Source organism: Lapidilactobacillus mulanensis (assembly GCF_003946215.1).
Lineage (GTDB): Bacteria > Bacillota > Bacilli > Lactobacillales > Lactobacillaceae > Lapidilactobacillus > Lapidilactobacillus mulanensis.
Window position 1 is genome coordinate 1 of record NZ_RHOW01000101.1, and the last position, 1,390, is coordinate 1,390.

At 41.7% G+C, this 1,390-nt stretch carries 1 protein-coding gene and 2 tRNA genes; all 3 read left to right on the plus strand.

Annotated features, from left to right (window positions below; all coding sequences use genetic code 11):
• Nucleotides 1-119 precede the first annotated feature (119 nt).
• The 3 genes from EKM67_RS10675 to EKM67_RS10685 all read left to right on the plus strand — a co-directional run bounded on the left by EKM67_RS10675 (nt 120) and on the right by EKM67_RS10685 (nt 1,297).
• A tRNA-Glu gene (locus tag EKM67_RS10675) sits at nt 120-191 on the plus strand.
• A 2-nt stretch (nt 192-193) separates the two neighbouring features.
• Nucleotides 194-266, plus strand: a tRNA-Thr gene (locus EKM67_RS10680).
• A 176-nt stretch (nt 267-442) separates the two neighbouring features.
• Nucleotides 443-1,297: a hypothetical protein gene (locus EKM67_RS10685; RefSeq protein ID WP_125578954.1), complete on the plus strand. Its 855-nt coding sequence runs from the start codon at nt 443-445 to the stop codon at nt 1,295-1,297.
• Nucleotides 1,298-1,390: the final 93 nt, after the last annotated feature.

Consider the following 1,390-nt stretch of genomic DNA (forward strand, 5'->3'; position numbering starts at 1 on the left):
CTCAGTTGGTAGAGCGCTTGACTGTTAATCAAGATGTCGTCAGTTCGAGTCTGACAACCGGAGTTAGCCAAATCGGTCTTTCGGACCGATTTTTTTGGTTAAATAGACGATTTTTTGATGGCCCGTTGGTCAAGTGGTTAAGACACCGCCCTTTCACGGCGGTAACATGAGTTCAAATCTCGTACGGGTCATTGCCGGTTTAGCTCAGTCGGTAGAGCGCCGCCCTCGTAAAGCGGAGGTCGCTGGTTCGATTCCAGTAGCCGGCAGTTGAGTGATAACAACAAAATATCCTTGATAAATGTTAACACAACATTTATCAAGGATATTTTTATTTAAACAAATGATAAAAGAAGGTCATAAATTATTCTTAAATCAAGTGTAAACGTTTCGGCTTTTAGTGGTTTCGTGCTAATCTTTAATCGTGGGATGGGAGGAATTAGTGATGAAAAAAAGTAAATGGCTCATTTTATCATTGGCAGCAATTATGTTGTTTGGTGCGGGTTGCCAAAGTAAAAGTGCATTGGAATCAAAGGATTCAAGTCAGAAAACTGAGAAAAGTAGTCAATCAAGTAAAAAATCTGAAAGTAGTTCTAGCAGTAGTGTTGAGGAAAGCTCATCTTCTACAATTAGTTCCTCAAAGAGTAGCGAATCGGAATCATCTTCAACAAATGATAGTAGTAGTTTAAGTCGCATTGAGCAACTTAATCAGCAATTGGCCGGGGCATTCTCAAACGAGAAATTGCCACAGACTGTCCCTGTCGCGTCTGGCAAGTCTCTGAATGTAAGCTATACGGGTGATGTTCGCAATTACACTATTTCTTATTTTGCGAGTGATCAAGAAGTCGCGATCAACAATAACTATTTGAATGGTCAAACTTCTTTTGTAACGGTGCAGAAAAAAACTTATCCTTCGGCAAGTGCTGCGCAAAGTACAATCGATTATCAAGCACCACAATCTGGGCTACCGGCGATTGATTTAGGTACAGGCATCACTGCGACTAAGGAAGGTGCTGCTGGTTCAGTCTATATTAATTGGCTGGAAGGGCGCTGGTCTTTAGTTGTACGGGCATCCAATGTCAATGGTGAAAACGGTGAATCTCTGGCAAAGAATACCGTTAAATGGCTGCACACGGAAACATTACCGATTCCAGATGTACATGGTGCCGTTGACTTTTATGTCTCTAGCGATGCGAGTGCACGAATGAATACGATCGCGTGGAGCAAAGGCTCAGTGGTTTATCTGATTTCTGCCGCAGATCCGATGGTGGCTCTTCAATTAGCGACATCGCTAGCATAATGAGATTTAATATTTCTAATTAATGCGGGTCTACACTTTCTGGTGTTGGTAAAACTAATACCAGTTTTTATTTGCCGAAATAAATAGGACATC